This window comes from Mycolicibacterium hippocampi (genome assembly GCF_010723735.1).
Classification (GTDB): domain Bacteria; phylum Actinomycetota; class Actinomycetes; order Mycobacteriales; family Mycobacteriaceae; genus Mycobacterium; species Mycobacterium hippocampi.
Genome location: NZ_BLLB01000002.1, coordinates 637,004 through 651,463, shown reverse-complemented (window position 1 = coordinate 651,463; position 14,460 = coordinate 637,004). Strand labels below are relative to the sequence as shown.

Here is a 14,460-nt window from a genome sequence, read left to right as displayed (position 1 = left end):
CTGCCTGCCGGCGCTGCGGCATCGCGAGACTGCGTAGAGTTTGCAGGTGCCCGATGCGCGCTCGAAGAAAATCTTACGCGTCGTCGTTGCCACCGGATCCGCGCTGTCGTGCCTGGGGACGGCACACGCGATGCTCAATCTGCGCCTGTTGCGGCGTCCGCCGGACGTGCCGGAACCCGTCACCTGCGCGGTGTCTGTGCTGGTGCCGGCACGCGACGAGGCGCACCGCATCGGCGCCACCGTGCGGTCCCTGCTCGCTCAGCGCGGCCTGGCCGACGCCGAAATCTTAATTCTCGATGACGGTTCCAGTGACGGCACCGCAGATGTGGTGCGCGAGGTCGCCGCAGGCGACCCACGGTTGGCGGTGCTGGCCGGAACTGCGCCGCCACCGGGCTGGCTGGGCAAGCCGCACGCCTGCGCCCAACTCACCGCCGCGGCGCGGGGCGACCTGCTGGTCTTCGTCGATGCCGATGTGGTGTTGGCACCCGACGCGGTTGCGGCGGCCGCGTCGCTTCTGCGAGGTCCCGAAGCGCTGGCGATGGTCAGTGCCTGGCCCCGCCAGGTCGCCGCGGGAGCTTTGGGCCGTCTCGTGCAGCCGTTGCTGGCGTGGTCGTGGCTGACGACGCTGCCGCTGGCGATCGCCGAGCGCTCGCTGCGGCAGTCGATGGCGGTGGCCAACGGGCAGTTCCTGCTGGTCGACCGTGCTGCGCTGGATCGTGCCGGGGGCTGGCAGGCGGTGTCGGGCCAGGTGCTCGACGACATCGGCCTGGCCCGCGCGGTCCGGGCGGCAGGCGGGCGCACCGGCGTCGCCGACGGCTCGGCGTTGGCGACGTGTCGCATGTACGACACCGGACGCGAGCTGAGCGAGGGATACCGCAAGTCGCTGTGGGCGGCCTTCGGCTCGCCGGCCGGTGGCCTGGCCGTCGGCGCCGCACTGGCGGTCGTCTACGTGCTCCCGGCCGTCGCGGCGGTCGCGGGATCACCGACCGGAGCCCTCGGCTACGCCGCCGGCGTCGCGGGTCGACTGTCGGCCGGGCGGTGGTGCCGCCCGACGGAAGGGGGGCCCGCCCTGCTGGACGCTGCTGCCCACCCGCTGTCGATCGTGACGTTGTTGGCGTTGCTGGCATCCTCGTGGGTCGGGCGGGTGCGGGGCACGCTGCGCTGGAAGGAGCGGGCGGTATGAGCCGGGTACTTGTCATCGGAGCGGGGTTGGGTGGACTCGCGGCGGCGGCCCGGCTGGCTGCGCTCGGTCATCAGGTGACGGTGCTCGAGGCGGCGCCGACGGTGGGGGGCAAGCTCGGCGTCGTCGAACGCGACGGCTTCACCTTCGACACCGGCCCCTCGCTGTTGACCGTGCCCGAGGTGCTGACCGACCTGTTCACCGACACCGGCGGCCCGGCTGAGCTGGTGTTGTCCCGGGTTGACCCGGCCTGCGTCTACCGCTTCGCCGACGGCACCGAGATGATGCTGCCGCACGATCCGGCTGCGGTGCCTGCGGCGATCGACGAAGCGTTGGGGCTCGGGGCGGGGGAGTCGTGGCGGCGCCTGCACGAAGATTCCCGTCGGTTGTGGGACCTCGTCGGTGAACCCGTGCTGCGGCAGCCGGTTTCGCTGGGGGCGCTGGCTCGGATGAGCGCCAGTCCGGCTGATCTCAAGGCGGTCGCGCCGTGGCGGACCATCGACGGTCTCGGACGTCGGGCACTGCCCGACCCGCGGCTGCGGATGTGGCTCAACCGCTATGCGACGTATTCGGGATCCGATCCGCGCCGCACGCCGGCAGTGCTCGCGGTGTCGGCGTTCGTCGAGCAGGAGTTCGGCGCGTGGTACGTACCCGGCGGGTTGCGGTGCATCGTCGACGCCCTCGCAGACCGGTGCCGGGAACTCGGCGTCGAGATCCGAACGGACACAAGGGTCGAGGCCGTACTGGTGTCGGGTGGCCGGGCGAGCGGGGTGCGCGCCGGCGGGGGCGAGTTCTCGGCTGACGTGGTGGTGAGCGACGCCGACGCCGCCACGCTCTACGAGCAGCTGCTGCCGGCCGGCACCGCGCGGTCGGTGCGACGGCTGCGTCGCCGTCCCCGTTCGATGGCCGGGTTCGCGATCCTGCTCGGGTTGTCCGGCCGGGTACCCGGCGTCGCCCACCGGGTGTACTTCCCGCGCGACTACGACGCGGAGTTCGACTCGATCTTCGGCCGGCAGCCGTGCCCCGTCGTCGACCCCACCGTGTACGTGCACGCACCCGACGACCCGGCGCTACGCCCGGACGAGGACTCGGAAGGCTGGTTCGTGTTGGTCAACGCACCGGCGCACGATCCCGGCCACGGCGTGGACTGGGACGCTGCGGGATTGCGCGACCGGTACGCCGACCACGTGTTGGACGTGTTGGCCGGCCGCGGCGTCGACGTCCGCTCACGTATCCGGTTCGCAGAGGTGATCACGCCGGCCGACCTGGAACGCCGCGCCGGCGCTCCCGGCGGTGCCATCTACGGGACCGCATCTCACGGGCCCAGGGCGGCGCTGCGCCGGCCCGCCAATCGCAGCCCGCTGCCCGGCCTGTTCCTCGTCGGGGGTTCGGCGCATCCCGGCGGCGGCATTCCGCTGGTGCTGATGTCGGCAGAGATCGTCGCCGGTCTCATCGGTCCTGCCGAAAAGTCGGCGGCATCGAGCGGCGGACGCCGCGGAGCAGCTGCGCCAGCCCGACGACTCCGACGACGATCCAGGCGACCGTGAAGACAGCTGCCCAGTTCCATCCCGTCGGCGGCACACCGGCCGGGAACACCGCGGTGCCGCCGGCCGCCAACGCGACGACGATCAGCCGTGTCGGTCGCTCCGCGACGGTGACGGCACCGACACCGGGCATGCCCACCGCCTGTGCCCGCGCACGGAGGTACTCCAGCAGCATCACCAGCGTGACCGCGGCCAGCACTGTTGCCGGCGGGGCACCGAGGGCGTACAGAATCGCCCCCAGCAGCAGATCCCCGATGCGGTCGGCGACCGCGTCGACCACGGCCCCGAGTGGACGTGCTCGTCCGGTGCGCAACGCGACCGCACCGTCGAGCCCGTCGAGCACGCCGGCAGCGAGAACCAGCGGCACCACCAGCAGGGGCCAGCCGGGACCGGTGACTGCCGCCCACGCCGCGACCAGGGTCAGTACCCCGGCTGCGGACAAGACGTCCGGGGGGATGCGGGTGACCGGACCGGCTGCCAGCGCGCGCATCATCCGCAACCAGCCTCGGACCACCGGCGACGGCCGCACGCCGCCGTGCAGCTCTGACCAGGCCGCGTCGTCCGCGGCGTGCTCTCCGGAATCGTCCGACGTCATCACCTCAGCCTGCCAGCGCAACCACCCGCGTGTAGGGGAGATCCTGTGAGCCGTTTCCGCGAGTTCGCCTCTGGAGTGCGAAAGACGTTCCCGGGCAGCGACCTTGCGTTGTGGGCTGCCGGTGCGACGTATTTCGGCGTGATCGGTCTGGTGCCGCTGGCGCTGGCGTCACTGTGGGCGGTGGGGGCGCTGGTCGGCCACGACACCGTCACCGCCGCGATGGACTCCGCGATCGCAGGACTGCCCGACGGGCACGGCACGCCGACCGCGCTGCGGACGCTGACATCGGTGGCCTTGTCGATGTCGTGGGTGCAGGCCCTGGTGGTGCTGTTCCCCGCGAGCCTCTACGGCGAAGGGCTGCGGCGGGCGTTCGTCCAGATGTCTTCAGAGCGTGACACCCTCACCGGTTGGCGCGGGCGGGCGGGTCTGCTCGTCGTCGCGGCGGTGGCGCCGTTCCTGGTACTCGCGGTGCTGATGTCGGCGCCCTACATCGGTCCGCTCTTCGGCCGCGGGGGCTGGTCGCTGGTGTGGGGTGTGGTGGTCGCGTTCCACGTCGTCTGGCTCACCGTCTCGACCGCGCTGCTCGGTGTCTTCGGGGTCATCGGGCCGGGTCGAATCGGATGGCGAGCGTTGGTGCCGGGCGCATTCAGCACGGGCGCCATCGTGGCGGGGTTTCTGCAGGGGTTCGTGCTGTTCCTGGCCATCCCGATTCCGTGGTCGGCGCCGTTCGGGGGCCTACCCATCATCGGCGCCGTCACCGCCCTGGCGCTGTGGCTATTCGTCCTGCACATCCTGGTGCTGTGCGGATTCCGGGCCACGGTGGTCTTCGACCAGTTGCTTCGCGAGAAGTGAGGGGCCGACGCATGCCGTCATGCAGAACGTGCTGATCGGCGGGCTGCAGGCAACAGCATGATGCCGGCCGCCGACTACGCGATGACCGGCAACCAGAACAACGTCGTCGAGGGCGCGGAAAGATCCTCGAAACCCGTGGCGACCACCGAGATTCGCGCCACCGCGGCCACGGCCAGTACCGAGTACATGGCGCCCACGGCCTTGCCCTCGCTGCCGCCGTGCCCGAGCCGAAGGGCCGCGAGGAAGGCACCAGGGCCGACGTCGGCGACCAGGGGCATCAGCAGGAACGCGAGTGCGGACAGCGCTGTGACGCCCGCGACGATCTTCCCGAGTAGGCCGAGCGGCAAAATCAGATGACGTAGAGGACCCAGGACAGATTGAAGAGGATCTGCATCAACCCGAAATACAGTCCGACCCTGTTGGTGACCGTGCGTGTCGAGGCCTCACCCCCGCCGCGATTCTCCGCGAGACCGGCGCTCACCTCGAACCCTGTTCTGGACGAGGGCTTTCCGAGTTCGTACGGAAGGTCACCGCAGAGTCCCTCCTGCGAGCCGACAGTCACACAGCACCAACGGATTGCCCGTGCTGGAGTCTATGTGCCCACGCTCGTCACCGGGCACTGCCAGCCGCGGTCGCCCTCTGGCCTGCACCGTCGGTGGCGCGCACAATGTGGCAATGAGCACCTCTTACCACGCGGCAATGCAGCGCGCGCGATTCGCTGACATCCAACCCGATGTCCACGGCTTGATCTCCAAGCGCACCGCCGAACTGGAGGGCGTGGCCGCCACCCAGGTGACGTTCGATGTGGGAGCCCGGTGGTCGGCGGACCTCAAACCGGACGTCGGCACGGCGCTGTGCGAGTTGCCTCACGTGGCCGTCGTGATAGAAGGCTCGTTGGGGGTTCGGATGGCCGACGGGTCCGAAGAGGTGTTCTCCACTGGCGAGGTGATGCTGCTACCGCCGGGGCACGACGCATGGACGGTTGGCGACGAGCCGTGCATCTTCGTCGAGTTCTCCCGCGGAAACGACTACTACGGCTGATCGCGGGACCGCCCAGCGGGTACCCCATCCAGATGAGGTACCCACGCACCGCCTCCGGCCCACCGTCACCAGTGCCGTGCTGGAGTTCGTCCACGAACACGGTTTGCCGCGGCAGGCTCAGCGGGCACAGGAGCTGTATCCGGATGCCAGGATGCACTGGTTCTCCGACATCGGACACTTCCCGCACTGGGACCAGCCTGCCGAGACGGTGCGATTGATTCTGGACTCCACGGGGCCCGGCTGAATCTGGGGTTCGCCGACTTCTGTTGCCTCCCTGTTGGGATCAGGTCGCGATGTCGAAGACCCACACCGCGAGCGTCGTGGTGGCCACGCTGATGAGCAGGATCGCAATGAGGTTCAGCCAGATCCCGCCCTTGACCATGCTGCCGATGTTGACATAGCCGGTGCCGAAGACGATCGCGTTCGGCGGGGTGGCGACAGGCAGCATGAACGCCGACGTCGCCGCCAGCGCGACCGGGATGGTCAGCAGCAGCGGATCCGCACCGATGCCGATGGCCACGCCGCCGATCACCGGTAGGAACGTCGCCGCGGTGGCGGTGTTGCTCGTCAGCTCGGTCAGGAAGATCACCGCTGTCGTGATGATGCCCACCAACAGCAGGATCGACAGCCCCTGCAGGGTCTGTGCTTGGGTGCCGATCCACTCGGTGAGTCCCGAGTTGCTGAACTGTGAGGACAGCGCCAGCCCGCCGCCGAACAGCAGCAGCACGCCCCAGGGGAGTTGCACGGCGGTGGACCAGTCGAGCAGTCGCACACCCAGTTTCGCGCCGGCCGGCAGGATGAACAGCAGCACCCCGGCAGCGATCGCGATGCCGGCGTCGGAGATCGGCGGATCCTCCCAGATCAGCGGAAACGAGATCCAACTGATGGCGGCCAACGCGAAGATGATCGCCACGCGCTGCTCACCGGCCGAGGGCTTGCCGAGCTTGGCCAGCTCGGTGTTGAACAGCTGCTTGCCTCCGGGTAGTTCATCGATCTCGGGTTTGAACACGAACTTGGTCAACAACACCCAGGTGATCACCAACAGGATCGAGGCGAGTGGGAGCCCGAGCAACATCCACTGGCCGAAGCTGATGTTGATGTCGTGCTCGTCCTGCAGGTAGCCGACCAGCAGCGTGTTCGGCGGTGTCCCGATGATCGTGGCGAGGGAACCGACCGACGCGGCGTAGGCGATGCCCAGCATCAGCGCCGTGCCGAAGTTGGACTGCTTGACCTGCTCTTTGACCTCCTCGTCGGCGCCCTCGCTGACACCCTCGTCCGACGCGTTGTCGGCCGGGTCCTCGTCCTTGCGCGGAGCCGACACCGTGCCGGCCAGCATCAGGACCGAGACGCCGATCGGCACCATCATGACTGCAGTCGCGGTGTTGGAGACCCACATGCTCAGGAAGGCGGTGGCGAGCATGAAACCGGCGATCACACGGGTGGCGCTGGTGCCCATCGCCCGCACCGTCAGCAGCGCGATGCGCCGATGCAGGTTCCACCGCTGCATCGCCAGTGCGATGAGGAATCCGCCCATGAACAGGAAGATGATGTCGCTGCCGTAGTACGCGCCGACGTCGGAAACGCTCACGTCACCGACCAGAATCGGAAAGGCGACCAGTGGCAGTAGGGCGGTGGCCGGGATCGGGATCGCTTCGGTCATCCACCACACACCCATGAGGACCGCGATGGCAGCGGTGACCTTGGCGGGGTGGGCCAGATCGCCGGGCAGCACCAGATAAACCAGCGCCACGAGCACCAGCCCGCCGCCGAAACCGAGCCAGCGCCTGCGGAACGTCGAGGTGCTCTCGGCAGCCGCGCGTTCGCCCGGTGAACGCTCGTCGACCTCGTCGCCGCCGTGCGGGTCTCGTGGGTGGCGTTCGAGATCTTCTCGAGCACCCTGGTCAGTGGGCATCGGTCACTCCCCGGACAGCGTCGCGGCCCCACGTTCGTTGAAGGACCTGGTGGTCGTGATGTGCATCACAACAGGTCTCTACCCACTGTGGGACGTGTCGAAGCGTTCCGGTGGAGCAACTGCGGCGAGCCGATCAGGAGAAGCGGATGTGCGCCGTCGCCAGGCCGAAGATCTTTCGGCTTCCGGACTTCGCGGCAACGATGACGACGCCGGAGCGCGTCGCCGGGTCCAGCGACTTGATCCGGCCGCTGAACTCGATGTCGGTGCCTTCGGTGGCCGACACGATCGCCGGTGCCGACAGGCGCACCGCGTAGCGGGTGACAGCCCCGGGGTCTCCCGACCACGCGGAGACGAACCCGGACCCCAGCCCCATCGTCAGCATTCCGTGGGCGATGACGTCGGGCAGCCCGGCCAGTTTGGCGATGTCCTCGTCCCAGTGGATCGGGTTGGCGTCGCCGGCGACACCGGCGTAGTTCACCAGATCACCGCGGGACAGCCGGGTGTGGTGCACCGGCAGTTCGTCGCCGACCAACACGTCTTCGAACGACGGCGTCCCCGGCGTCCGGGTCAGGCCGCCGTCGGCGATCCGGACCTCGCCTTCGGGGCGCACCGTCTTGTGGTACTCGGTGTCGAGGGTGCCGATCCCGGAGAAGTCCACGTCGTGCATCATCGCGTTCTGCACGGCGGTTTTGATCTGGGGATCGAGGTCTTCGGCGGTGACGCCGACGACGGTGGTGTGCAGGGTGTGCACCCGCTCGCCGGCGGTGTCGGTGAAGGTGTTGGTCACCGTGATCATGTCTCTGCCGGCGATCCTGCGTACCGACGTCAGTTCGACGTCGACATGGAGTTCGTCACCGGCGACGATCGGGCGGTGCTGCTCGAAGACCTCCTCGGTCTGCAAGTAGGTGTCGTAACCGACGACCACCGACTCGAACATCTGGCGATTGCACGACATACCGGGAGCCGAGGTGAACGTCAGCGGCGCCACCAGACCTGGATACCCGAGGTTCGCGGCGGCCGCGACGTCCCAGTGCGCGGGGTGGTAGTCCTGCACCGCGCGGGCGTACTCGCGCACCTTCTCGCGGCCGACGAGGTAGGTGTCGTCCATCTGGTAGTAGTGGCCGACCCGCGCCTCGAGTGCCGGTGCGTCTGCTGTTGCGGTCATGGATGTGCTCAACTTTTCTATCGGCTTGTCCGTCAGGCCGACCAAAGCACACTAACGCGACGACAGACCCGGTCAGGGCATCGCGTACCGCAGGACCGCGGCGACTCCGTCGTCGGGCGTGATCCGCTCGTCGGTGCGCACCAGCGTCGCACCCGTCCTGATGGCCGCGAGAGGCAACGCCTCGTCGGCGCGGAGCGTCTGGTCCGGAGCTGTGCCGAGCTCTGACAGCACGTTGGCGTTCGGCGCGATGGTGGAGAGGTCGGCGCCGGCCACGACGGTCGCGTCCCCGACGTCTCCGATGATCAGTGTTTCCACCGCACCGGCGCGCAGCGCTGCACACACGCCGTCCAAGCCCTGGGTGGCCAACCCGGATCGCTGGCCGATCGCCTGCGAGAACTGCTGAGCTGCTCGGTCGATCGTGGCGAGCCGGAGCTTGAGGAACTCCTGGGCGATCGCGTGCTGGAGGTCGGCATCGTCGAATCCGCTGTGCCGTGCGCCGACCTCCAGTTCGACCACACGCTCAGCCACCCGCTGCTCCAGCGTGGCGGCCAGGTCAGAGCGTGACTGCACCTCACCGACGACAAAAATGACGTCCGGCGACTCGTCGTCCACCAGGTTCGCCAGCCGCTCGGCGACCGCGCGCAGGTTCTTTCGGCCAGCCTCCATGGTGCGCTTCTGGGGGTCGCCGTAGCCCGCGGTCTCAGCGGTGTCGGCTTTGTGGATCGGATACCCGTCGCCGTCGACAGTCTCTGCCGACACCTTGGTGTCGCGATGAACGGCGACGTCCCCACCGGTGTGGTCGACGGCGACGACGGCATAGGTTGGATGCAGTGCGCCGTGCTCGACCAGAGGGACCAGGTAGGGCAATGACGACATCCGCACCACGGGAGTGTCCATCGGCCGGATGAGTGTCTCGTCGAGCAGCAGCCCGTCGGCGCCGGCGATCAGCGCCCTGCCGCTGCGGCCGACCGCCGGGGGGCTGTCCACCACAGCCCGCTCCAGGATCTCGACGACCTCGGCAGATGCGCCGTGCTGCTCGAGTTCCTCGCGCATCGCCCGCCACTTCAGGTCCCGCTGGGCGGGCGCGTCCTCGGTGTCGTGGGAATCGTCGTAGTACACCGACTCGTAGGGTCCCTTCGACTCCACCAACGGTCGGAAACGTTCGGCTTGCATGATCCTCCGTTCTGATCCGGGTGTCTGACACGTTGGGTGCCCGGACTCGGGCCGGACAAACCGATGGCCGGTCCACGGGCCGTGGCGAGGATGGGACCGGCGGCCCGGCGCGGTGGTGCGACGATGGACCCATGACCGCAACGCTTGTCGCCAAGCACGTGGCAGGCGGATTCGCCCACCGCACCCTGTTCGAGGGCCTGGATGTGACCGTGGCGCCGGGCGATGTGATCGGTGTCGTCGGGGCCAACGGTGCCGGCAAGAGCACGCTGCTGCGGATCCTGGCCGGCGACCTCGAACCGCTCGACGGCGTCGTCAGCATCGCGCCGGCCGACGCGTTCGTCGGATGGCTTCCGCAGGAGCACGAGCGGGTCCCGGGCGAGACTGTCGCCGCCTACATCGCACGCCGCACGGGATGCGCTGACGCGACCCGGGCCATGGAGGCAGCAGCCGCGGCACTGGCCGATCCGGACCACAACGCGGCCGACGTCGATCCCGCCACCGCGTACTCCGCTGCATTGGACCACTGGCTCGCTTCGGGCGCCGCGGACCTCGACGAGCGACTGCCGACCGTGCTGGCCGACCTGGGCCTCGACGCCGATGCCGTGCGCCCGGAGGCGACCTTGATGACTGCCTTGTCCGGTGGGCAGGCGGCACGGGTCGGACTTGCGGCACTGATGCTGTCCCGATTCGACGTCGTCCTTCTCGACGAACCGACCAACGATCTCGATCTCGACGGCCTGTCTCGGCTGGAACAGCTCGTTCGTGATCTGCGGGGTGGTGTGGTGCTGGTCAGCCACGATCGGGAGTTCCTGGCCCGCACCGTCACCCGCGTCCTGGAACTCGACCTCGCTCAGAACGCCACCACCGTGTTCGGTGGTGGGTACGAGAGCTACCTCGAAGAGCGGGAGGTCGGTCGACGCCACCGGCGGGAGCAGTACGACGAGTTCGCCGAGAAGAAGGCGGACCTCGTGGCACGCGCCCGCATCCAGCGCGAATGGTCCAGCCAGGGTGTCCGCAACGCGATGCGCAAAGCTCCTGACAACGACAAGAACCGCCGGCGTGCCGCCACCGAGTCCAGCGAGAAGCAGGCGCAGAAAGTCCGGCAGATGGAGAGCCGGATCGCCCGGCTCACCGAAGTCGCCGAACCCCGCAAGGAATGGACGCTCGAGTTCACCATCGGAGCCGCCCCGCGATCGAGCTCCGTCGTAGCGACCCTCGACAATGCCGTGGTGCGGCAAGGCGATTTCGTGCTGGGGCCGGTGTCGCTACAGGTCGACGCCGGCCAGCGGATCGGCATCACAGGCCCCAACGGGGCAGGGAAATCGACACTGCTGCGACTGCTCCTCGGTCGCCGTCGGCCGGACGAAGGCCGAGCGAGCGTGGGCGTCAACGTGGCCGTTGGTGAGATCGACCAGGCGCGTGCCGATTTCACCGGCGACGGACGACTGATCGACCGCTTCGAGCAGCGGGTGCCATCATGGTCGACTGCCGATGTGCGGACTCTGCTCGCGAAGTTCGGGTTGCGCGCAGACCATGTGGAACGTGAGGTCGACGACCTCTCCCCCGGCGAGCGGACCCGCGCCGGCCTGGCGTTGCTTCAAGCGCGTGGGATCAACGTGCTGGTCCTCGATGAGCCGACCAACCACCTCGACCTCGCCGCCATCGAACAGCTCGAGCAGGCGCTCGAGAGCTACGACGGTGCCCTGCTGTTGGTGACGCATGACCGCAGAATGCTCGAGAACGTCCGGTTGGACACCACGTGGCTGGTCGACGACGGCCGGGTCGCCGAGACATAGTCGGTAGGAGATCTGGTCGCCGGGAAATCTGGTCGATATAGTCGCGCCTCGAATCACGTGGACGCAGCCGAGTTCCAATAGAGTCGCTGCGTGGCCGAGCACAGTGCGACTGCATTTGCAGCGCAGATTCTGGACCCTGACGATTCCAGCGATCAGACGGTGTTGCAGCGGCTGCGGCACGAACCCGGGGTGCAGTTCGTCGACCAGCGCAAGACGCAGCTGTCCAGCCTGCGGGCTCTTCGCCCCACGCCCGACGACGAGGTGCTGGCCGAACCGGGCCGCTGGGCGTATTACCCGTGGCGGCGCACCGTCGTCGCGATTCTGGGACCTCGGGGGTTTCGAACCACTCGTCTCGACCGCAACCGCAACAACATCACCGCCGAAGAACAGGACCGGTTGGGGTCACTGACCATCGGCGTCGCCGGTCTCAGCGTCGGTCACGCGATCGCTCACACACTGACGATGCAGGGCTTGTGCGGTCGACTGCGCCTGGCCGACTTCGATCATCTCGAATTGTCCAACCTGAACCGGGTTCCCGCGACGGTGTTCGACATCGGGCTCAACAAGGCACATGTCGCTGCACGCAGGATCGCCGAGATCGATCCCTACGTGGTGGTCGACGTCTTCGACACCGGGCTCACTGCGGACACCATCGACGCGTTCCTGGACGATCTCGACATCGTCGTCGAGGAGTGCGACTCCCTCGACATGAAGGCTGTCCTGCGGATCGGTGCCCGCGATCGCCGCATCCCGGTGTTGATGGCGACCAGCGACCGCGGCATCGTCGATGTCGAGCGCTTCGATCAGCAACCGGAACGCCCGATCCTGCACGGAATGCTGGGTGCGTTGGACGTCAGTCTGCTGCCCGGAATGAGCAGCCGCGACAAGATCCCGCACATGCTGCGCCATCTGGAAGCCGACCGGATCTCTGCGCGTGCGGCGGCGTCGCTGATCGAGGTGGACCGCTCCCTGTCGACCTGGCCGCAGCTGGCGTCCGACGTCGTTCTCGGGGGAGCGGCGCTCGCCGAGGCGGTGCGCAGAATAGGTGTCGGGGAGCCCCTGAACTCCGGGCGGTGCCGGATTGACATCGGCTGGGCGCTCGATCAACTCGACGAGCCTGAGCTGGCCCAGCAGCATCTGTCCTCCGATGTCGCCGAGTCCCATATCCCGGTGTCGGTGACGGTCGACGACAGTATCGTCGCCGCCGCGATGCGCGCACCGTCGGGCGGCAACAGTCAACCGTGGCGGATCGAGGCGGACCCAACACAGGTCACCATCAGCATTGCCACAGAACACAAGTCCACCATGGACGTGGGCTACCGCGGCAGCGCGGTCGCGCTCGGCGCCGCCATGTTCAATGTCAGGGTCGCGGCTGCGGCCCGCGGAATGCTCGGTCCGGTGAGCATGTCGGAGGAGGTCGGCAGGTCCCCACTGCGGGCGACCATGACGTTCGCGGACGGCCAGGACCCGGCGCTCGCCGAACTCGATGAGCTGATGCTGGCGCGCGAGACCAACCGGCACCACGGGACGCCTGGGACCGTCGACGAACAGACCGCGAGGTTGCTCACCGCCGCCGCTAAGCAGGAGGGCGCCAGTCTGCGCCTGCTGGCCCAGCGGGCTGAGCTGTCCCGTGCTGCGGCGATTTTCGCGGCCGCCGACCGGATCCGGTACCTGACGCCGCACCTGCACCGGGAGATGTTCGGCGAGCTCCGGTTCCCGGGGGACGCCGACCCTGACACCGGTCTCGACATCCGCACGCTGGAGCTCGACGCCGCCGACTCGGCGCTGATCGAGCTGCTGCGCCGGCCCGAAGTCATGGCACACCTCGCGGATTGGGACGCCGGCAGCGCACTGGGCGACGACACCCGCGACCGGGTGCTCGCCAGCTCCGCGTTGGCGGTCGTCACCGTCGCGGGGGACGGGCTGCGGGACTACGCCCGGGGCGGGTCGGCGGTGGAGGCCGTGTGGATCCTGGCTCAACGGGCGGGCCTCAGCGTTCAACCGTTGTCACCGGTGTTCCTGCACGCGCGCGATGCCGCTGATCTCGAGGAACTGTCCGCGCGCTTCACCGAGGACCTGGCGGAGTTGCAGAGCGACTTCCTCAACTTGACCGCAACCGATCCCCGCGATGCCGTCGTCCTGGTGCTGCGGTTGACCGAGGCGCCGCCGCCCTCTTTCCCGAGCAGGCGCGCCATGGACCGAGTCGAACTGCGCCGCAGCTGATCTGGCGGACACCGCGAGCCGGGCGACCCGGCTCAGAACGGTTTGGCGGTGAATCCCCAGCGCAACAGCGCCGCCTCGCGGCGGGCCGAACCGCTCAGCTCACCACCACGTCGCAGCCCCGGGGACGTACCCGGCTTGCCGTGCGCACCGAGAAGCCAGTACGCCTGCAGATAGGGCAGGGGAGTGGAATGGCCGGAGTGCATCCCCTTCAGTCCGGCTGCGGCCAACTCGGTCGACAGCTCGGCAAACGTGAATGCTGCCGCTTCGCTGGCGATTGCGTCCTCACGCAGGGTTTCCGGGGATGCCGGGTCCACGCACCCCAGCATGTCGGGACAGGCAGCCGGGTCGCGCAGTCGCTGGAAGTCCGAGATCCACACAGCAGCCCCGCTCCGGCGCTGCACGGCCGCGAGTTGCGTGAGGGCCCCGCGCAGGAGGTCGAAGTCCGGGAGTTGGTGCAGGGTCCACATGCAGGAGATGGCATCCCACGGCGCGGTGGCCAACTGCTCCGGCAGGGCGGTGATGTCAGCCTGCACAAGTTCGACGCGATCCGCCAGACCTTCGTTCTCGAACAGCGTGCGTGCGGTGGCCAGCATGTTGGGCGCAAGATCGACTGCCGTCGCGTGGATGTCGGGCCTGCGCCGCAGAACGGCGCTCAGTGCGCGGCCCGACCCGACGCCCAGGTCCAACAGTCGGCCGCCGGGGGGAAGCAGTGCATCGAGGGAACGGGCACACAGGTCGTAGACGGCGCGCATCCCCGGGTTCGAGGCACCGCCGGTGTGGAACTCGCCGACCGATACCGGATCGTCCATCACCATGGGTTCGGGGATGCGTTCGCGCCCGGTCGGGTGGAACCGCTCGCGGATGACGATTCCCGGCACCCGCCACAACGGTCGAACTGTTGGCATCTCGAATCCTTTTCCGAACTGGTGCGCTCGCGGCCGTCGCCGCCCACTGCACACGTGGATTATGCGTCACGGCC

At 68.6% G+C, this 14,460-nt stretch carries 14 protein-coding genes; 7 read left to right on the top strand and 7 right to left on the bottom strand.

Translation table 11 applies throughout. The annotated features are described in order from the left end of the window. Positions 1 to 46 precede the first annotated feature (46 nt). Positions 47 to 1,183, top strand: a complete 1,137-nt coding sequence (locus G6N53_RS04165; RefSeq protein WP_237166390.1) for a glycosyltransferase family 2 protein — start codon at positions 47 to 49, stop codon at positions 1,181 to 1,183. Continuing rightward, on the top strand, positions 1,180 to 2,727 hold the full coding sequence (locus tag G6N53_RS04160) for a phytoene desaturase family protein (protein ID WP_163887368.1): 1,548 nt from the start codon (positions 1,180 to 1,182) through the stop codon (positions 2,725 to 2,727). The genes G6N53_RS04165 and G6N53_RS04160 overlap by 4 nt, the downstream gene beginning before the upstream one ends. On the opposite strand, the gene G6N53_RS04155 is transcribed toward G6N53_RS04160, so the two are convergent. Then, positions 2,630 to 3,319: a CDP-alcohol phosphatidyltransferase family protein gene (locus tag G6N53_RS04155; protein ID WP_163887367.1), complete on the bottom strand. Its 690-nt coding sequence runs from the start codon at positions 3,317 to 3,319 to the stop codon at positions 2,630 to 2,632. The two genes, G6N53_RS04160 and G6N53_RS04155, sit on opposite strands and share 98 nt — an antisense overlap. A gap of 45 nt (positions 3,320 to 3,364) precedes the next feature. Here G6N53_RS04155 and G6N53_RS04150 point away from each other — a divergent pair, with 45 nt between their 5' ends. Further along, positions 3,365 to 4,171, top strand: a complete 807-nt coding sequence (locus G6N53_RS04150) for a YihY/virulence factor BrkB family protein (protein WP_163887366.1) — start codon at positions 3,365 to 3,367, stop codon at positions 4,169 to 4,171. Between the two features lie 74 nt (positions 4,172 to 4,245). Here the strand turns inward: G6N53_RS04150 and G6N53_RS04145 are convergent, their stop codons facing one another. Then, a complete protein-coding gene (locus G6N53_RS04145; RefSeq protein ID WP_163887365.1) occupies positions 4,246 to 4,518 on the bottom strand; it encodes a hypothetical protein in 273 nt (90 codons plus the stop codon). 2 nt (positions 4,519 to 4,520) lie between these two features. Continuing rightward, positions 4,521 to 4,652 (bottom strand): hypothetical protein, encoded by a 132-nt coding sequence (locus G6N53_RS30405; protein WP_264065055.1) that lies wholly within the window; start codon positions 4,650 to 4,652, stop codon positions 4,521 to 4,523. 194 nt (positions 4,653 to 4,846) lie between these two features. Here G6N53_RS30405 and G6N53_RS04140 point away from each other — a divergent pair, with 194 nt between their 5' ends. Together G6N53_RS04140 and G6N53_RS04135 are read left to right on the top strand one after the other, a co-directional pair. Then, entirely contained in the window at positions 4,847 to 5,212 is a 366-nt protein-coding gene (locus G6N53_RS04140) for a cupin domain-containing protein (RefSeq protein ID WP_163887364.1), read from the top strand. A gap of 76 nt (positions 5,213 to 5,288) precedes the next feature. Beyond that, positions 5,289 to 5,456 carry an alpha/beta fold hydrolase gene (locus tag G6N53_RS04135; protein WP_205390279.1) on the top strand — a complete coding sequence of 56 codons (168 nt, stop codon included), beginning with the start codon at positions 5,289 to 5,291 and terminating at the stop codon, positions 5,454 to 5,456. Between the two features lie 39 nt (positions 5,457 to 5,495). Here G6N53_RS04135 and G6N53_RS04130 read toward each other — a convergent pair whose 3' ends face one another. The 3 genes from G6N53_RS04130 to G6N53_RS04120 all read right to left on the bottom strand — a co-directional run bounded on the left by G6N53_RS04130 (position 5,496) and on the right by G6N53_RS04120 (position 9,462). Further along, a complete protein-coding gene (locus G6N53_RS04130) occupies positions 5,496 to 7,124 on the bottom strand; it encodes an SLC13 family permease (protein ID WP_163887363.1) in 1,629 nt (542 codons plus the stop codon). A 133-nt stretch (positions 7,125 to 7,257) separates the two neighbouring features. After that, positions 7,258 to 8,289, bottom strand: coding sequence for a fused (3R)-hydroxyacyl-ACP dehydratase subunits HadA/HadB (locus G6N53_RS04125; RefSeq protein WP_163887362.1), 1,032 nt, complete (start codon positions 8,287 to 8,289; stop codon positions 7,258 to 7,260). A 72-nt stretch (positions 8,290 to 8,361) separates the two neighbouring features. Continuing rightward, positions 8,362 to 9,462: an Rv2629 family ribosome hibernation factor gene (locus G6N53_RS04120; protein ID WP_163887361.1), complete on the bottom strand. Its 1,101-nt coding sequence runs from the start codon at positions 9,460 to 9,462 to the stop codon at positions 8,362 to 8,364. Between the two features lie 131 nt (positions 9,463 to 9,593). On the opposite strand from G6N53_RS04120, the gene G6N53_RS04115 reads away from it, so the two are divergent. Together G6N53_RS04115 and G6N53_RS04110 are read left to right on the top strand one after the other, a co-directional pair. After that, positions 9,594 to 11,258, top strand: coding sequence for an ABC-F family ATP-binding cassette domain-containing protein (locus G6N53_RS04115; RefSeq protein ID WP_163887360.1), 1,665 nt, complete (start codon positions 9,594 to 9,596; stop codon positions 11,256 to 11,258). Between the two features lie 90 nt (positions 11,259 to 11,348). Then, entirely contained in the window at positions 11,349 to 13,481 is a 2,133-nt protein-coding gene (locus G6N53_RS04110) for an Rv1355c family protein (protein WP_163887359.1), read from the top strand. Positions 13,482 to 13,513: 32 nt separating this feature from the next. Here G6N53_RS04110 and G6N53_RS04105 read toward each other — a convergent pair whose 3' ends face one another. After that, positions 13,514 to 14,386, bottom strand: coding sequence for a class I SAM-dependent methyltransferase (locus G6N53_RS04105; RefSeq protein WP_237166388.1), 873 nt, complete (start codon positions 14,384 to 14,386; stop codon positions 13,514 to 13,516). Positions 14,387 to 14,460: the final 74 nt, after the last annotated feature.

Excerpts from the sequence above, each read along its gene's own strand:
- G6N53_RS04105 (WP_237166388.1), bottom strand. The coding sequence starts at position 14,386 with ATGCCAACAGTTCGACCGTTGTGGCGGGTGCCGGGAATCGTCATCCGC.
- G6N53_RS04130 (WP_163887363.1), bottom strand. The coding sequence starts at position 7,124 with ATGCCCACTGACCAGGGTGCTCGAGAAGATCTCGAACGCCACCCACGA.
- G6N53_RS04140 (WP_163887364.1), top strand. The coding sequence starts at position 4,847 with ATGAGCACCTCTTACCACGCGGCAATGCAGCGCGCGCGATTCGCTGAC.
- G6N53_RS04120 (WP_163887361.1), bottom strand. The coding sequence starts at position 9,462 with ATGCAAGCCGAACGTTTCCGACCGTTGGTGGAGTCGAAGGGACCCTAC.
- G6N53_RS04155 (WP_163887367.1), bottom strand. The coding sequence starts at position 3,319 with ATGACGTCGGACGATTCCGGAGAGCACGCCGCGGACGACGCGGCCTGG.
- G6N53_RS04125 (WP_163887362.1), bottom strand. The coding sequence starts at position 8,289 with ATGACCGCAACAGCAGACGCACCGGCACTCGAGGCGCGGGTCGGCCAC.
- G6N53_RS04160 (WP_163887368.1), top strand. The coding sequence starts at position 1,180 with ATGAGCCGGGTACTTGTCATCGGAGCGGGGTTGGGTGGACTCGCGGCG.
- G6N53_RS04115 (WP_163887360.1), top strand. The coding sequence starts at position 9,594 with ATGACCGCAACGCTTGTCGCCAAGCACGTGGCAGGCGGATTCGCCCAC.